Genomic DNA, 15,046 nt, shown 5'->3' with positions numbered 1-15,046 from the left:
GCATTATAGCCCGTCTAATCTCAATTCCAACCACTTTTTCTAATAAATTCAACAACTTACAGAAAAAGCCAGATTACAACGTACTAAGCAAATAATGGCGGAGAACGGGGGATTCGAACCCCCGACACCCTTTTGAGGTGTACTCCCTTAGCAGGGGAGCGCCTTCGGCCACTCGGCCAGCTCTCCGCAACACGGGGCGTATATTAACCACCTTCTTCCCCGTTTGCAAACATAAAAATCGATAAAAATTAATGGCTTGGTTCTTCGTCCTTCTCTTTCTTTATACGCAGGTAAATTTCCTCACGGTGCACGGCAACCTCTTTCGGGGCATTGACGCCGATGCGCACTTGATTTCCTTTGACGCCGAGCACGGTCACGGTGATTTCGCCATCACCGATAATCAGGCTTTCTGCGCACCGACGAGTCAGAATCAGCATACCTTTCTCCTCACGCATTTCATTTCAGGGACAACAGTCTGCAAAAAAAAGGCACCCGACCTACAACCGGAGCGATCGTAGCCCTACATGCCTGAGTATTGACCAGCGCGAGCAAAAGAACAGTTCAGGGCTCGCGCCATTCAAAAAATAAAGGGCGCGGTCAGACCGCGCCCTTCAGGTGACCGGATTACTCGCCCTGACGGGCCGGCGCATCCAGTTCGAAAGCCGTGTGCAGAGCGCGCACGGCCAATTCCAGGTACTTCTCTTCGATCACCACGGAAACCTTGATTTCCGACGTCGAGATCATCTGGATGTTGATGCTTTCCTTGGCCAGGGATTCAAACATGCGGCTGGCCACGCCTGCGTGGGAACGCATGCCGACGCCGACGATCGAGACCTTGGCAATCTTGGTATCACCCACCACTTCCCGGGCACCGATCTCGCGAGCGGTGTTTTCCAGCACGGTCTGTGCGGCCTGGTAGTCGTTGCGGTGCACGGTGAATGTGAAGTCGGTGGTGTTATCGTGCGCAACGTTCTGCACGATCATGTCGACTTCGATGTTCGCGGCACTGATCGGGCCGAGAATCTTGAACGCCACGCCCGGGGTGTCTGGCACGCCACGGATGGTCAGCTTGGCTTCATCGCGGTTGAAAGCGATGCCGGAAATGATCGGCTGTTCCATGGTTTCCTCTTCATCAATAGTAATGAGGGTGCCCGGACCCTCCTTGAAGCTGTGCAGTACGCGCAGCGGAACGTTGTACTTGCCGGCGAATTCCACCGCACGGATCTGCAGCACCTTGGAACCGAGGCTGGCCATTTCCAGCATCTCTTCGAAGGTGATCTTGTCCAGACGCTGAGCGACCGGCACCACACGCGGGTCAGTGGTGTAGACACCATCGACGTCGGTGTAGATCTGGCACTCGTCAGCCTTCAAGGCAGCCGCCAGTGCCACGCCTGTGGTGTCGGAACCGCCACGGCCGAGGGTGGTAATGTTGCCGTGCTCGTCGACGCCCTGGAAACCGGCGACAACCACCACGCGACCTGCTTTCAGATCACCGCGAATCTTCTGGTCATCAATCTGCAAGATACGCGCTTTATTGTGCGCACTGTCCGTCAGGATCCGCACCTGATTACCGGTGTACGACACCGCCGGCACACCGCGCTTGATCAGCGCCATGGCCAACAGGGCAATCGTCACCTGCTCACCGGTGGAAACGATCACGTCCAGTTCACGCGGAACCGGTTGCACGTCGCCACTGATTTGCTTGGCCAGATCGATCAGACGGTTGGTTTCGCCGCTCATTGCAGACAGCACAACCACCAGGTCATCGCCGGCATCGCGGAATTTCTTAACCTTGTCGGCGACCTGCTCGATTCTCTCGACAGTGCCGACCGAGGTGCCTCCAAATTTCTGTACGATCAAAGCCATTTCAAAGCCGCCTCTGCCCATGAAGGGCGCCCAATAATCACTCGAACAGCCGCCGGGCCCGCCACTAGACTGCGGGTCCGGCGGGCCGTCTTATAAACCCTGCTCGACGAATGGAACGGTCAGCGCCAGTGCGCCATCCAGTGCGCCGGCGTCAACACCGCCGCCCTGCGCCATGTCCGGACGACCACCGCCCTTCCCGCCCACTGCCGCAGCAGCCTGTTTCATCAAATCACCGGCTTTGAGTTGGCCAGTCAGGTCCTTGGTTACACCTGCAACCAGTACGACCTTTTCCTCATGGACACTGCCGAGCAGGATCACTGCGCGGCCGAGTTTGTTTTTCAGCTGATCGACCAGCGCCAGCAGCGCCTTGCCATCCTGACCATCCAGACGTGCGGCCAGAACCTTCACGCCCTTGACGTCGACTGCCGAGTTCGACAGATCGTCGCCCGCGGCGCTGGCAGCCTTGGCCTGCAACTGCTCGAGTTGCTTTTCCAGCGCGCGGTTGCGCTCCAGCACGGCCGACAGCTTGTCGATCAGATTGTCGCGGCTGCCCTTGACCAGGTTGGCCGCTTCCTTGAGTTGTTCTTCTGCAGCGTTCAAGTAGGCCAGTGCCGCAGCACCGGTGACTGCCTCGATACGACGCACACCCGATGCCACACCGCCTTCGCTGATGATCTTCAGCAGGCCGATGTCGCCGGTACGGTTGGCGTGGATACCGCCACACAGCTCGACGGAGAAATCGCCGCCCATGCTCAGCACGCGCACGTTGTCGCCGTACTTCTCGCCGAACAGCGCCATCGCGCCTTTCTGCTTGGCGGTTTCGATGTCGGTTTCTTCGGTTTCAACCGCAGAGTTCTTGCGGATCTCGGCGTTGACGATGTCTTCCAGCGCTTTGATCTGCTCCGGCTTGATCGCTTCAAAGTGGCTGAAGTCGAAGCGCAGACGCTGGCTGTCCACCAACGAACCCTTCTGCTGAACGTGCTCGCCCAGTACCTGGCGCAGCGCAGCATGCAGCAAGTGGGTGGCCGAGTGGTTCAACGAAGTCGCGTGACGCACCTCGGCATCGACGTGGGTTTCCACTGGCGCGCCGATGGTCAGGCTGCCGGAATCCAGCACGCCGTGGTGCAGGAAGGCGCCACCGGTTTTGGTGGTGTCACGAACGTCGAAACGTGCGTTACCGGCCTGCAGGAAACCGCAGTCGCCGATCTGGCCGCCGGATTCAGCGTAGAACGGCGTCTGGTTCAGCACGATCACCGCCTCTTCGCCTTCACTCAGGACGTCGACCGACTGGCCATCTTTATAGATAGCGACGATTTTTGCCGAACCGCTGGTGTCTTTGTAACCGGTGAACTCGGTGGCCACATCAACCTTGACCAGGGTGTTGTAGTCCAGACCGAACGAGCTGGCGGAACGCGCACGAACACGCTGGGCTTCCATTTCACGTTCAAAGCCGACCTCGTCGACGGTCAGGCCGCGCTCGCGAGCGATGTCAGCCGTAAGATCCATCGGGAAACCGTAGGTGTCGTAGAGTTTGAACACCACGTCGCCCGGCACCACGGTGCCTTTGAGTTCCAGCAGATCCTGCTCGAGGATCTTCAAACCGTGCTCCAGGGTCTTGGAGAACTGCTCTTCTTCGGCCTTCAGTACGCGCTCGATGTTGCTCTGCTGCTTCTTCAGTTCCGGGAAGGCTTCGCCCATCTCGGCGACCAGCGCCGCGACGATCTTGTAGAAGAAGCTGCCGGTAGCGCCCAGCTTGTTGCCGTGACGGCAGGCGCGACGAATGATCCGGCGCAGCACGTAGCCGCGACCTTCGTTGGACGGCAGCACGCCGTCGGCGATCAGGAAACCGCACGAACGAATGTGGTCGGACACCACTTTGAGCGACGACTGATCGCCGTTTTCGCAGCCGATCGCTTCGGCCGAGGCTTTGAGCAGGTTCTTGAACAGGTCGATGTCGTAGTTGGAATTGACGTGCTGCATCACCGCACTGATCCGCTCCAGGCCCATGCCGGTGTCGACCGACGGCGCTGGCAACGGATGCAACACGCCATCGGCGGTGCGGTTGAACTGCATGAACACGTTGTTCCAGATCTCGATGTAACGGTCGCCGTCTTCTTCCGGCGAACCCGGTGGGCCGCCCCAGATGTGCTCGCCGTGATCGTAGAAAATCTCGGTGCACGGGCCGCACGGGCCGGTATCGCCCATGGTCCAGAAGTTGTCGGACGCGTACGGCGCACCTTTGTTGTCGCCGATGCGGATCATGCGCTCGACCGGCACACCGATCTCTTTGGTCCAGATGTCATACGCTTCGTCGTCGGAGGCGTAGACGGTGACCCAGAGCTTTTCCTTCGGCAGTTTCAGAACGCCGGTCAGGAAGGTCCAGGCGAAGGTAATCGCGTCGTGCTTGAAATAGTCACCGAAGCTGAAGTTACCGAGCATTTCGAAGAAGGTGTGGTGACGAGCGGTATAACCGACGTTTTCCAGGTCGCTGTTCTTGCCACCGGCACGCACGCACTTCTGGCTGCTGGTTGCGCGGGTGTACGCGCGCTTTTCCTGGCCCAGGAAGCAGTCCTTGAACTGGTTCATCCCCGCGTTGGTGAACAGCAGGGTTGGGTCGTTGCCCGGAATCAAAGAGCTGGAGGCTACACGGGTGTGGCCTTGCTCTTCGAAGAAGCGAAGGAAGGCTTCACGGATTTCTGCGCTTTTCATTAGGTTCTTCCACGGAGGCTGCGGCCAAAGGCCTGTACGAAACGTCAACAGACGAAACGACGGCAAAGGGCCGCATTATATCGGCCCTTCGCGCGGGGTACAGCGTGTTTATACGATAGTAACGGTCAATTGGACGGCTAACGCTGTCACTTGCGCGAAAACTCGACGAATGTCGCGATCACTTGCTCGATTTGCGAGCGACTGACGTCCATGTGCGTGACCATGCGCAAGCGCGCTGCGGCGCTCAACTTGATTCCGCGTTCGGCGGCAAACGCCTTGAGCGCTTCGGCCTGATCGCCCATTTGCACGTACACCATGTTGGTCTGCACCGGCTCGACACTGAACCCGGCCGCGCGCAGGCCTTCGGCCAAGAACTGCGCGTTGGCATGGTCCTCCGCCAGGCGCTCGACGTGGTGATCCAGGGCATACAGCCCCGCTGCCGCCAGCAACCCGGCCTGACGCATGCCGCCGCCAACCATTTTGCGCAGACGACGGGCCTTGCCGATCAGTTGCTCAGTGCCACACAGCACCGAACCGACCGGCGCGCCAAGCCCCTTGGACAGGCACACCGACACCGAATCGAAATGTTGCGTGATCTCGCGGGCATCCACCCCGAGCTTGACTGCCGCGTTGTACAGCCGCGCGCCGTCCAGATGCAGGGCCAGACCGTGGTCTTGGGTGAATTGACGCGCGCGGGCCAGATACTCCAGCGGCAACACTTTGCCCTGCATGGTGTTTTCCAGCGCCAGCAATCGAGTACGGGCGAAATGGAAGTCATCCGGCTTGATCGCTGCCGCGACCTGATCCAGATCCAGCGAACCGTCGGCCTGCACCTCCAGCGGCTGCGGCTGGATCGAACCGAGCACCGCCGCGCCGCCGCCCTCATACTTATAGGTGTGCGCCTGCTGGCCGACGATGTATTCGTCGCCACGTTCGCAGTGCGCCATCAGTCCCAGCAGATTGCTCATGGTGCCGGTCGGCACAAACAGCGCGGCGGCGAAACCCAGGCGCTTTGCCAGTTCCGCCTCCAGACGATTGACCGTCGGATCTTCGCCGTACACATCGTCACCGGTGGCCGCCGCCGTCATCGCGTCGAGCATGGCAGGAGTCGGTTGGGTGACGGTGTCGCTGCGAAGATCGATAACGCTCATGAACCTGGCCTCTGGTCAGCAGGGGAAATCCCTTTTCGAAGGTGAATTACTGCGGTCATGGCGCCGATTAATCAACCCTTGGCGCAAGAATTCTCGCCACGAGCATTCAAAAAACTCGATAGCAATCATCACAAAGGCGCAATGCACCGCTCGCCGATCTGTGATAAAAACGCTGCGCCGCCCGAGAAAGGGCGGCAAAAACGTTCTCAGGGCGGGGTGCAATTCCCCACCGGCGGTAATTGCGCGCAATGCGCATAGCCCGCGAGCGCTTGGCGACGAACACGGCAAAGGCTGTGATCGGCGACAAGGTCAGCAGACCCGGTGTGATTCCGGGGCCGACGGTCATAGTCCGGATGAAGAGAGAACGGGATTGACGCCAAAGGGCCGCCCGCGCTTGTGTGCTCGTGCGTACCCTTGAATCCCTTTCGATTCATAACGCCCTGTTTTTCACACAAACAGGAGTCAGAACATGCAACCCACCGCTATCGACAGCAAAACCAAACACCCTCACGGCGAGCGCGTTGCGTTCATCCAGGCCTGCTGGCACAAGGAAATCGTCGACCAGAGCCGTAAAGGCTTCGTCGCCGAAATGCTGGCTCAGGGTTATCAGGAATCGGACATCGACTTCTTCGAAGTCGGCGGCGCCTTTGAAATGCCCCTGCACGCCAAGTTGCTGGCCAAAACTGGCCGTTATGCCGGCATCGTCGCGGCCGCTCTGGTCGTGGATGGCGGCATCTATCGTCACGAATTCGTCGCCCAGTCAGTGGTCAGCGGCCTGATGCAGGTGCAACTGGAAACCGAAGTGCCAGTGTTCTCGGTGTCCCTGACCCCGCATAACTTCCATGCCGGTGAAGAACATCAGAAGTTCTTCTTCGAGCACTTCGTGCACAAGGGTCAGGAAGCGGCGCGGACTTGCGCGGATACGCTGCAGAAGGTTCGTGCGCTGCGTCGCAGTGAGCCGCGTGCGGTAGCGGTCTGAGCCTGTCTGGGTCGAGCGCGACCCCAAACCTCACTCAAATCTAAATGTGGGAGCGGGCTTGCTCCGGGCGGCGTTCCGACGAAAGCGGTGTGTCAGTGACGAATCTGTGTACTGACACACCGCTTTCGCGAGCAAGCCCGCTCCCACATGGGGTCTGAGGTGTTCTCAGGATAAGTGTTCGTCGGTGGCTGGCACGATCAGAATGCCCGCGCGCAAGCCGTTCTTGACCTTGGGATTAGGGAAGATGATCCGCGCGCCCTCTTCCTCGATGACCCAGCGGGTATTGGCCAGATCTTCGGCCAGCACATAACCCACATCCAGTTCGGAAAAGTTCTCGATGTCCGCAGGCAGGTTCAGGCGGAACGCATCGCTGTGCTTGATGATTTCCCGGGCGACGCTGAACAGCTGCAAACCATCCAGTCCCTCTGCTGCCAGATCCGGCTCATTGCCTTCGATGATCTGCTTCAGACGAGTTTCCAGACGTGAAACATCCACCCCTTCGTTCTGCCCGAACGGCCGCGCCTTGCCCAGTTCCAGGGTGAAAGCCTCGGCACCGAGCTTGTCGTAGGTGTAGGAACTGAACACGATCGACGGCTTGTTCTGCAGCAGCACCGCTTCCATCCCGGCGGCGCGCAGACGCGCCAGTTCGCGGCGCGAATGCTGGCGACCTTCCTTCCACGGATACAGCGCGAACTGCTCGATCTTCGAACCACGAATGGCGGTGTGCAGGTCGTAGTGCAGTCGCTGCCGATCCGGCAGGCTGAAGAAGCTCGCCGCCAGCCGTTCCAGCTCACAGGCGCGGATGGCTTCGGAACCGCTGGTTTGTTCATGCCGGCCGTTGAACAGCCGGTTGACATCCTGCTCGACGAAGCGCTCGCCCTTGCGGATCGCTTCCGGGTTACCGAACAGAAACAGAATGCGTGCACGCGGCTTCAGATCGCCGCGAGCGATGTCATGCAGCAGCCGATCGAGCAACTCGATCGGCGCTGTTTCATTGCCGTGGATGCCTGCCGACAGCAGCAGGTCCAGGCCATTGTCGCGCGCTTCGGGCGGCCGGACTTCCAGCGCACCCTCGCTCAACCAGCGCATGCGCACGCCTTCGACAGTCAGTTGAGTCTTCTCCGCCGGTTCGCGGCCGGCGAGGGTCAGTTCAAGCAGTTTGCCGAGGGCGAGCATAGAGCGGTTTCCTTAGTGATCGTGGTTGCAATCCGGGCCGTGCACGTGGTCTTCGTCGTCGCCGACGTCAGCCGGTTCCATTTCCAGTTGCAGACTTACCAGATTAGTTGCCAATGGGCGCAGCAGCAGGTTGGCGTACTCTTCGTCACCTTCCTCGACGTCCACGCCGATCAGCAGTTGGCCACGGCCGTCCTGCTGGATCCACAGCTCTTTGCCTTGCCACATGACCGCGACGCGGGTGCACGAGGTTTGCAGTTGCGTGCCGTCGGTGTCTTCAAGGATCAGCTGCAGGGAATCGCTCATGTTTTTACTCTCTTGGGGAGACAAGCCGCGCGTCGTGTTCAGGCGACGCGCCGGCCATCAATTGATCTGGAATGGATAAACCGCGCCCAGTTTAAGGATTTGCGTCAGTTCATCCAGTGCCGTCCGGCATTCAAGCAGCAACTGCGGGTCCGCCAGATCGGTTTCGCTCAGGCGGTCGCGGTAGTGCTTTTCAACCCATGCGGTCAACGAACCGTACAACGGGGCCGTCATGATAACCCCTGGGTTGACCGCCGCCAGCTCGGTTTCGTTGAGCGCGACGCGCAGTCGCAGGCACGCCGGGCCACCGCCGTTCTGCATGCTTTGCTTGAGGTCGAAGACTTTGACTTCGCGGATCAGCCCGCCGGAGCTGGTCAGACCTTGCAGGTAGTTCCACACGCGCTCGTTGCCACGGCATTCTTCCGGCACGATCAGCAGCATCGAGCCATCCGGACGCGACAGCAACTGGCTGTTGAACAGGTAGGAGCGCACCGCATCGTCCACGGTGACCGCCGAACGCGGCACGCAGACCGACTGGAACTGGCCGCCGACCTTGGCCAGTTTGCCCTGCAACTCGGCCAGCATCTGTTCGGTGTCGAGGAACGCGTCCTCGTGATAGAACAGCACCTCGCCGTTACCCACCGCGATCACGTCGTTGTGGAATACGCCCTGGTCGATCACCGCCGGGTTCTGCTGCGCGTAAACCACGCCCTCGTCACGCAGACCGTGCAGACGCGCTACCGCTTGCGAGGCTTCCAGAGTCTGGCGCGCCGGGTACTTCTGCGGCGCTGGGTAGCGGGTGTCGAAGGCACTGCGACCGAACACGAAGAACTCGACACCGGCCTCGCCGTACTCACGGCAGAAACGCGTGTGGTTGGCTGCGCCTTCGTCACCGAACTGCGCCACTGCCGGCAACGCGGCGTGGTGGGCGAAGTGCTGCTGATCGGCGAACATCGCGCCGAGCACGCGGCTGGTGGTCGGGTGTTCGATGCTGCGGTGGTATTTGCAATTGAGGTTGGCGGCGGTGAAATGCACGCGACCATCAGCGGTGTCGGCACTCGGGCTGACAGTGGCGGCGTTGGCCACCCACATGCTCGATGCCGAGCAACTGGCGACCAGCAACGGCATGGCTTCCTTCGCGGCGCGCTCGATCACTTGCGCGTCGGTGCCGCTGAAACCCAGACGGCGCAGAGCGGCCACGTCAGGACGCTCCTGCGGCGCCAGCACGCCTTGCTGAAAGCCCATTTCCATCAGCGCTTTCATTTTCGCCAGACCTTGCAGCGCCGCTTCCTTCGGATTCGAGGATTGCTGGCTGTTGCTCTGGGACGCAACGTTGCCGTAGGACAGACCACCGTAGTTATGGGTCGGCCCCACTAGACCGTCAAAATTGACTTCATAGGATTTCATCAGCGAGGCTCCACGAGAATCTGTTGTTATAGGCTTCAAGTAACAATTCAGTCAGACCGAGGCGCGGCTATCGCGAGCAGGCTCACTCCTACAGGTTTGGCGGGGAACACACATGTTGTGTACGACACAAATCCTGTAGGAGTGAGCCTGCTCGCGATGGCCGTTACGCCATTTTGATGCCAGGCGTCAGGGCCGCCGGCAACACCAGGCTCGGTGTTTCCAGCGACGCCACCGGGTACGCGCAGTAATCCGCCGCGTAGTAGGCGCTGGCGCGATGGTTGCCCGAAGCCCCGACGCCGCCGAACGGCGCGCTGCTCGCCGCACCGGTCAGCTGTTTGTTCCAGTTGACGATACCGGCGCGGCTTTCCAGCCAGAACTGCTGATAACGATCTTCGGAATCCGACAGCAAACCAGCCGCCAGGCCATAAGCGGTGTCGTTGGCCTCAGCGATCGCCGCAGCGAAATCGGCGTAGCGAATCACTTGCAGCAACGGGCCGAACAGTTCTTCGTCTGGACGCTCAGCCACGGCGGTCACATCCAGAATGCCCGGGGTCAGCAAGGCCGACTGCGCTTGCGGCTGAGTCATCGCCAGCAGCGACACCGCGCCATTGGCCAGCAGGTGTTGCTGGGCATCCATCAGCGCTTTCGCCGCGCCAAGGGAAATCACCGAGCCCATGAACGGCGCGGGTTGCTGATCGAACGCACCGACCTCAATCGTCGAGCTGACCTCCACCAGACGCTTGAGCAGGCTGTCGCCCCACTCGCCTTGCGGCACCAGCAGACGACGCGCACACGTGCAGCGCTGACCGGCGGAGATGAACGCCGACTGAATGATCGTGTACACCGCCGCGTCCAGATCAGCCACCTGATCGACCACCAGTGGGTTGTTGCCTCCCATTTCCAGCGCGAGGATCTTGTCCGGACGCCCGGCGAACTGCTGGTGCAGGTGATTGCCGGTACGGCTCGAACCGGTGAAGAACAGACCGTCGATGCCCGGGTTCGCCGCCAGCGCGATACCGGTTTCGCGAGCGCCTTGCAGCAGGTTCAACACGCCGGCCGGCAGACCGGCTTCGATCCAGCACTTGACCGTCAGCTCGGCGACTTTCGGCGTCAGCTCGCTTGGCTTGAACAGCACGCTGTTACCGGCCAGCAGCGCCGGCACGATGTGGCCGTTCGGCAAATGACCCGGGAAGTTGTAAGGGCCGAACACCGCCACCACACCGTGTGGCTTGTGGCGCAGTACGGCGGTGGCGTCGCCCAGCGGGCCGCTCTTCTCGCCAGTACGTTCGCGATAGCTCTGCACCGAGATCGCGATCTTGTTGACCATGCTGGTGACTTCGGTCGCGGCTTCCCACAACGGTTTGCCGGTTTCCTCACCGATGGTGCGGGCCAGTTCGTCACTGTGGTTTTTCAGGGCGGCGGCGAAGGCTTCGAGCACGCTGATGCGCTCGTCCAGCGAACGCCGCGCCCAGCCCGGAAAGGCCTGACGCGCTGCCTGCACGGCGGACTCGACCTGAGCGGCAGTCGCGCCCTCCCCCGACCACAGGACTTGCTGGGTCACCGGGTTCAGCGACTGAAAGGCTTCACCCTGACCGGCCAGCCATTCACCTGCGATGTATAGCGAATTCATTATTTCGACTCCCGAGCAGCAGACAACGCCACGGCGCGCACTTGATCGCCGGCGTTGAGTTGAAGACGTTTGGCGGTCAGCGGATCGACCACTAGCGTGCCAGCAGCCAGTCGGGCTGGCGCAGCCGTGATGCGGCAGTCTTCGCGCTTGCGGTTATGGATGATGAACGGCGTAGCATCATCGCCCGGCGTACCAATCGCCAGCACCAGTGCTTCGCTGTCGCGGACTGCGCGGATCTTGCTGGTTTCACACTCGATGGCCGGGCCGGCGTCGAAGATGTCGACGTAGCCCTGATAGCTGAAACCTTCGCTCTTGAGCATCGCCAGTGCCGGTTCAGTGTCGGGGTGTACTTGACCGATGACGTTGCGCGCATCCGGCGACAGGAAGCAGGTGTACAGCGGGAATTTCGGCATCAGTTCGGCAATGAACGCCTTGTTGCCAACACCGGTCAGGTAATCGGCCTGGCTGAATTCCATCTTGAAGAAGTGCCGACCCAGGCTTTCCCAGAACGGCGAACGACCGGCTTCGTCGGAGACGCCGCGCATCTCGGCGATGATCTTGTTGCCGAACAGCTCAGGGAACTCGGCGATGAACAGCATGCGCGCCTTGGACAGCATGCGGCCGTTCAGACCGGTGCGGTAATCGGCATGCAGGAACAGCGAGCACAGCTCGGAGTTGCCGGTGAGGTCGTTGGCGAGGAACAGCGTCGGAATCTCGCGATAGATGTTCAGCTCTTGCGAGGCGCTGACGGTCAGGCCGACGCGAAAGTTGTACCACGGCTCGCGCAGACCGACCGCGCCAGCGATGGCGGAAATCCCCACCACGCGACCGTTGTCGTCTTCGAGCACGAACAGGTAGTCCGCGTCGCCACGGCCGGCTTCGCCGCGAAAGGTCTTCTCGGCCCAGCCGACCCGGTGAGTCAGGCGTTCTTCGTTGGCCGGCAACGTGGTCAGGCCGGTGCCGGTGCTGCGGGCCAGGTCGATCAGCGCGGATAAATCGCTGCTGCGTACGGGACGAACAATCATGCTATCTCCTCAAACGGGCCGCCTTCGCCACCCGTGAAACTCGCTAAGGCGTTAAACCGCCACCAGGCGCACGCTGGCACCTTCACCGACGCCCAGGGCTTCGGCTGCTTCAAGATCCAGGGTCACCGGTTTGCCCGGCGCGTAATCGAGTTCCAGCAGCACCGCGCGGTAATCCTGCAACTGCGCGTTGGCCACCAGATACTGGCGCCCGGCGCCTTTGACCGGCTCGCCGATCTTCACTGGCACCACACGGCTCTGAGCGATCGAACGGATCCCCGAAACACGCGCATGCAGGGTCGGGCCACCGTCGAAAATGTCGATGTAGTGATCGGTCTCGAAGCCTTCGCGCATCAGGATGTCGAAAGTGATCTGCGCACGCGGGTGCACCTGGCCCATCGCTTCTTGAGCGGAATCCGGCAGCAGCGGCACGTAGATCGGGTAATGCGGCATCAGTTCGGCGAGGAACGTGCGGCTCTTCAGGCCACACAGGCGTTCGGCCTCGGCGTAGTTGAGGTCGAAGAAGTTGCGCCCGATCGCGTCCCAGAATGGCGAATCGCCGTTCTCGTCGCTGTAACCGACGATCTCGGTCACCACCGAATCGGCGAAACGCTCCGGGTGGCTGGCGACGAACAGCAGGCGACCACGGGAATTGAGCTCGGCCCACGGCGAACCCACCAGCTCGCGCTGCACGTAGAAACTGGTCAGCAAGCTGTTGCCGGTCAGGTCGTGGCATTGCGAAAGCACGTGGATCTTGTTGTGGATCTTCAGTTCGCGGGAGGCGTGGACGAAGGTCTCGTTGCGGAAGCTGTAGAACGGCTCGGAGTAACCGGCCGAGGCAACGATGGCCGAGCAGCCGACCAGTTTGCCGGTGGCGGTGTCTTCGAGGACGAAAAAGTAGCTCTCCTCGCCGTTGAAACTCACTTCGGCGGCGAACGAGGCTTCGCTTGCGGCGATCTTGTCGCTCAGACGTTCCACGTCATCCGGCAAGGAAGTGACACCAATCGGACTGTCCGCAGCCAGACGCTGTACCTCGCCCAGATCAGCCATTTGCGCAGGGCGCATCACCAGCATGGTGTCACTCCTTTCTCTTATAAAAATCACAGAAAAAACACCGGACATTGTGGGAGCGGGCCCTGTGGTGAGGGGATTTATCCCCGATGGGTTGCGCAGCAGCCCCAAGATTTTTGGGGGCTGCTTCGCTGCCCATCGGGGATAAATCCCCTCACCACAAAGGCTCACTCCTACAGTGGATCGGGGTCCGGCATAAAATTTTGATCGACGCCCGAATCCTCAGGCGCCGAAGGGTCTATCAGGCTTGCGTCAGTGCAGCAGCCGCGCGTTCGAAGCGGTCGAGACCGGCATCGATATCGGCGTCTTCCACCACCAGGCTCGGGGCGAAACGGATCACGTCCGGGCCGGCCTGCAGAATCATCAGGCCTTCTTTTTCAGCGGCGTTGAAGATGTCCTTGGCCTTGCCTTTCCAGGCGTCGCTCAGCACACAACCGATCAACAGACCGAGGCCACGCACCTGAGTGAACAGGCCGTACTTCTCGCCGATCTGCTGCAGGCGGGTCTTGAATTTGTCGTGCTTGGCGTTGACGCCGCTCAGCACCTCAGGGGTGTTGATCACGTCGATCACCGCTTCGGCAACCGCGCACGCCAGCGGGTTGCCGCCGTAGGTGGTGCCGTGGGTGCCGACGACCAGATGTTTGGCCAGCGCTTCAGTGGTCAGCATCGCGGCGATCGGGAAACCACCGCCCAGGCTCTTGGCGCTGGTCAGGATGTCCGGGGTTACGCCGTAATGCTGATAGGCGAACAGGTGGCCGGTACGGCCCATGCCGGTCTGCACTTCGTCGAACACCAGCAGCGCGTTGTTCGCGTCGCACAGTTCGCGGGCACCTTGCAGGTAAGCCAGTTCGGCCGGCAGTACACCGCCCTCGCCCTGGATAGGTTCGAGCACGACCGCACAGGTCTTGTCGGACACCGCCGCTTTCAGCGCGGCCAGATCGTTGTAAGGGACGTGAGTGATGCCGGTGATTTTCGGACCGAAACCGTCGGAGTACTTCGACTGGCCACCGACGTTAACGGTGAACAGGGTACGACCGTGGAAGCTGTTGAGCGCGGCGATGATCTCGTACTTCTCGCTGCCGAAACGGTCGAACGCCACGCGACGGGCCAGCTTGAACGCGGCCTCGTTGGCTTCGGCGCCCGAGTTGCAGAAGAACACGCGCTCGGCGAACGTGGCGTCGATCAGCTTGTGCGCCAGGCGCAGGGCCGGCTCATTGGTGAACACGTTAGACACGTGCCACAGCTTGTTCGCCTGCTCGGTCAAGGCACCGACCAGCGCCGGATGCGCGTGGCCCAATACGTTTACGGCAATCCCGCCGGCGAAGTCGATCAGCTCGCGACCGCTCTGATCCCAGACGCGGGAACCGGCGCCACGCACCGGAATGAAAGCGGCAGGCGCGTAGTTGGGAACCATTACCTGGTCGAAATCGGCGCGTTGTACCGCAGCGTGCTCAACGGACATCGGAGTCTCCTGAAGAGGAACACCCGCCTGAAACTGGCGAGCGATGGGGGGATTGTAAGGACAGTTTTCAGCCCGGCCTTGCCGCCAAGCGACAACTTCTTATAGCGCAAACCCCGGATTTTCCCGGGTTTACGGCAATGCGACATATAGCGTCGCAAAGGCGCAGTTTAAACTGCACGCCGCCATTTGCGCAGACGTACCGGGGATCTTAATCAAGAGAGTTTTGTGGCGTGCGGTATATATGTACCGCACATCGAATCAACGGCCGGTGTT

Annotated in this window: 12 protein-coding genes, 1 tRNA gene and 1 riboswitch; of the genes, 1 reads left to right on the top strand and 12 read right to left on the bottom strand. The window is 60.8% G+C overall.

Going from position 1 to position 15,046, the window contains the following annotated elements; translation table 11 throughout:
- Positions 1-95: 95 nt before the first annotated feature.
- The 5 genes from HDC30_RS18735 to ltaE all read right to left on the bottom strand — a co-directional run bounded on the left by HDC30_RS18735 (position 96) and on the right by ltaE (position 5,726).
- A tRNA-Ser gene (locus tag HDC30_RS18735) sits at positions 96-186 on the bottom strand.
- A gap of 62 nt (positions 187-248) precedes the next feature.
- On the bottom strand, positions 249-437 hold the full coding sequence (csrA, locus tag HDC30_RS18730) for a carbon storage regulator CsrA (protein WP_002554426.1): 189 nt from the start codon (positions 435-437) through the stop codon (positions 249-251).
- Positions 438-624: 187 nt separating this feature from the next.
- Positions 625-1,866 (bottom strand): aspartate kinase, encoded by a 1,242-nt coding sequence (locus tag HDC30_RS18725; protein WP_025112914.1) that lies wholly within the window; start codon positions 1,864-1,866, stop codon positions 625-627.
- Positions 1,867-1,956: 90 nt separating this feature from the next.
- Positions 1,957-4,575: an alanine--tRNA ligase gene (gene alaS, locus HDC30_RS18720; RefSeq protein WP_103368769.1), complete on the bottom strand. Its 2,619-nt coding sequence runs from the start codon at positions 4,573-4,575 to the stop codon at positions 1,957-1,959.
- Between the two features lie 146 nt (positions 4,576-4,721).
- Positions 4,722-5,726: a low-specificity L-threonine aldolase gene (gene ltaE, locus HDC30_RS18715; RefSeq protein WP_183784343.1), complete on the bottom strand. Its 1,005-nt coding sequence runs from the start codon at positions 5,724-5,726 to the stop codon at positions 4,722-4,724.
- 198 nt (positions 5,727-5,924) lie between these two features.
- A riboswitch (FMN riboswitch) is annotated at positions 5,925-6,096 on the top strand.
- A gap of 99 nt (positions 6,097-6,195) precedes the next feature.
- On the opposite strand from ltaE, the gene HDC30_RS18710 reads away from it, so the two are divergent.
- On the top strand, positions 6,196-6,705 hold the full coding sequence (locus tag HDC30_RS18710; protein ID WP_027612643.1) for a 6,7-dimethyl-8-ribityllumazine synthase: 510 nt from the start codon (positions 6,196-6,198) through the stop codon (positions 6,703-6,705).
- Positions 6,706-6,870: 165 nt separating this feature from the next.
- Here the strand turns inward: HDC30_RS18710 and astE are convergent, their stop codons facing one another.
- The 7 genes from astE to HDC30_RS18675 all read right to left on the bottom strand — a co-directional run bounded on the left by astE (position 6,871) and on the right by HDC30_RS18675 (position 14,773).
- Positions 6,871-7,881 carry a succinylglutamate desuccinylase gene (gene astE / locus HDC30_RS18705; protein ID WP_096795017.1) on the bottom strand — a complete coding sequence of 337 codons (1,011 nt, stop codon included), beginning with the start codon at positions 7,879-7,881 and terminating at the stop codon, positions 6,871-6,873.
- A gap of 12 nt (positions 7,882-7,893) precedes the next feature.
- Positions 7,894-8,184: a hypothetical protein gene (locus tag HDC30_RS18700; protein ID WP_027612641.1), complete on the bottom strand. Its 291-nt coding sequence runs from the start codon at positions 8,182-8,184 to the stop codon at positions 7,894-7,896.
- Positions 8,185-8,241: 57 nt separating this feature from the next.
- Positions 8,242-9,588 (bottom strand): N-succinylarginine dihydrolase, encoded by a 1,347-nt coding sequence (astB, locus tag HDC30_RS18695; protein WP_027612640.1) that lies wholly within the window; start codon positions 9,586-9,588, stop codon positions 8,242-8,244.
- 163 nt (positions 9,589-9,751) lie between these two features.
- Complete coding sequence (gene astD, locus HDC30_RS18690) at positions 9,752-11,221, bottom strand: succinylglutamate-semialdehyde dehydrogenase (protein ID WP_183784436.1); 1,470 nt, start codon at positions 11,219-11,221, stop codon at positions 9,752-9,754.
- Positions 11,218-12,243: an arginine N-succinyltransferase gene (gene astA / locus HDC30_RS18685; protein WP_027612638.1), complete on the bottom strand. Its 1,026-nt coding sequence runs from the start codon at positions 12,241-12,243 to the stop codon at positions 11,218-11,220. The genes astD and astA overlap by 4 nt, the downstream gene beginning before the upstream one ends.
- Positions 12,244-12,294: 51 nt before the next feature.
- On the bottom strand, positions 12,295-13,314 hold the full coding sequence (gene aruF, locus HDC30_RS18680; RefSeq protein ID WP_025112905.1) for an arginine/ornithine succinyltransferase subunit alpha: 1,020 nt from the start codon (positions 13,312-13,314) through the stop codon (positions 12,295-12,297).
- Positions 13,315-13,552: 238 nt separating this feature from the next.
- Complete coding sequence (locus tag HDC30_RS18675) at positions 13,553-14,773, bottom strand: aspartate aminotransferase family protein (protein WP_027612637.1); 1,221 nt, start codon at positions 14,771-14,773, stop codon at positions 13,553-13,555.
- Positions 14,774-15,046 lie beyond the last annotated feature (273 nt).

It is taken from the genome of Pseudomonas sp. JAI115 (genome assembly GCF_014200835.1).
Taxonomy (GTDB): Bacteria; Pseudomonadota; Gammaproteobacteria; order Pseudomonadales; family Pseudomonadaceae; genus Aquipseudomonas; species Aquipseudomonas putida_A.
Note: the sequence above shows the minus strand (reverse complement) of the source record. Positions and strands in the feature narration are given on the sequence as shown.